The organism is Acinetobacter sp. 228 (assembly GCF_048147885.1).
Genome location: NZ_JAYWYV010000164.1, coordinates 1 through 1,664, shown reverse-complemented (window position 1 = coordinate 1,664; position 1,664 = coordinate 1). Strand labels below are relative to the sequence as shown.

The 1,664-nt window shown below is 38.7% G+C and carries 3 protein-coding genes and 1 pseudogene; all 4 read right to left on the bottom strand.

The genetic code is table 11. From position 1 onward, the window contains the following. Positions 1-69 (bottom strand): annotated as a pseudogene (locus tag VXQ92_RS16980) (restriction endonuclease); the annotation flags it as partial. Next, positions 59-379: a hypothetical protein gene (locus tag VXQ92_RS16975; RefSeq protein WP_001015075.1), complete on the bottom strand. Its 321-nt coding sequence runs from the start codon at positions 377-379 to the stop codon at positions 59-61. The gene VXQ92_RS16975 and the pseudogene VXQ92_RS16980, both read right to left, overlap by 11 nt. Then, positions 369-983, bottom strand: a complete 615-nt coding sequence (locus VXQ92_RS16970) for an RNA polymerase sigma factor (RefSeq protein ID WP_000362312.1) — start codon at positions 981-983, stop codon at positions 369-371. Before VXQ92_RS16970 ends, VXQ92_RS16975 begins: the two co-directional genes overlap by 11 nt. A gap of 159 nt (positions 984-1,142) precedes the next feature. After that, positions 1,143-1,664 (bottom strand): TrmH family RNA methyltransferase (locus tag VXQ92_RS16965; protein WP_416682604.1); only part of this gene is annotated, 522 nt, incomplete at its 5' end.

The window sequence follows — 1,664 nt, the reverse complement described above, 5'->3', positions numbered from 1 at the left end:
GAAACCTGCAAAACTTGTGTGCAAGAAACTTAATGAACACAGTATAAGTGCTAACTTTTTAGCTACCATGTTGAACTTTATCCTCACCCAACACCATGAGCATTTCTAAATCTTCTACCATTTGTGGCGATAATTTAGGATTTACAACGACTTGATTTTGTGGCTTATCAAGCATATCTACTGAATTTGGTAAAATAACAAAACCAGTAATCGCTGCTGCAAGTGCAAAACCAGTCATTTTCCAGACACTATAATAAGAGGCTGGTTTTTGTTGGATATGGTCAAGCACATGATTCATCACCACTGTTTTATTTTTATGGTGATGGGCCAAACTATCGAGTTTGGATGTCACCTTTTTAGTGAAATCATCATGATTCATTGGAACCTCCCATGGGATTTAAATGCGCTAAATACTCTCTAAGTCCCTGAATTGCTCGATGATAATGGGTTTTTACACTACCTTCGGTACAGTTCATAATTTGCGCTGTAGTATGGGTATCAAAACCTTCCCACGCACGTAACATAAAAGCTTGTTGTTGACGAACAGGTAGTTTTGCAATCGCTTCCTGGATCTCTTCTATGGTCACTGCTTGATCTAGAAAATCTGCTGGATTGATTGCTTTTTCATCGACAATATCAATGATTTCTTCATCATCATTGTCTAGACTAACTTTTTTGAAGAATGAAAATGGGTTTGCCCGACGTGCTTCTTTGCGGCGCCAATCCTGAAGTTTGTTATTTAGAATAGTATAAAATAGGGGATACCATTCTTCAGTACTTCGATCGGCGTAAGACTTGTGTAAAGCAATAAATGCTTCTTGAACCAGGTCCATAGCAATGCCTTGTTGTCCTTGGGTAGCACTTTCCATCATCACTAAAGCCCGACCAGTAACATCTTGCATGAAAACCTTTAGGCGTTGCTCAGCCGTGCTGGCATGAGCACTAGATGCTTCCGATCGAGACTTTTTCGGTGCTAAATCCATGGAGATGGAAAATCCTGTCATTGGACGTACCCACCTTATCTTCAATATATCTCTTATATAACGTTGAAAAGAGGTGGGAGGTTGACAACAATCGGCTATTTTTTAGTAGTGTAAATGATTTTTTTCACAAATATGAGCGATGTAAAATAAATTAACGTTTTATTGGCGTTGGCGAACCATTTCAAAAAAACAAATTGATCCTGCAATTGCTACATTTAATGACTCTTGACCACCTGGCTGTGGTATTGTCACTGATTGTGCATGTTCTAAAGCATAATCACTTGCACCTTGTCCTTCATTGCCTAAAATCCAAACACATGGTTTTGAAAGGTCTTTTGAATAAAGACTAGTCGAGCGATGAGAGCTTGTAACGAAAACAGGAATATCGAATTTAGGAAGAATATCGGTCAATTGAAAGTTTTCAAAACAAGACAGGCTAAAATGTGCCCCCATACCTGCTCTTAAAACTCGTGGAGACCAAAGTGAGGCAGAGCCTTGTGTGCAAATAATCTGTTTTATATTTGCTGCTGCCGCTGAACGTAACAATGTACCTACGTTACCCGGATCTTGTACATTTTCTAGAATTAACGTATCTACGCTATAGTCAATGGTTGATGCAGTTTTCGGTAAATCGATAATAGCCAAGCAAGGAAGAGTATTACCTAAAGTACTTAAGTCTTT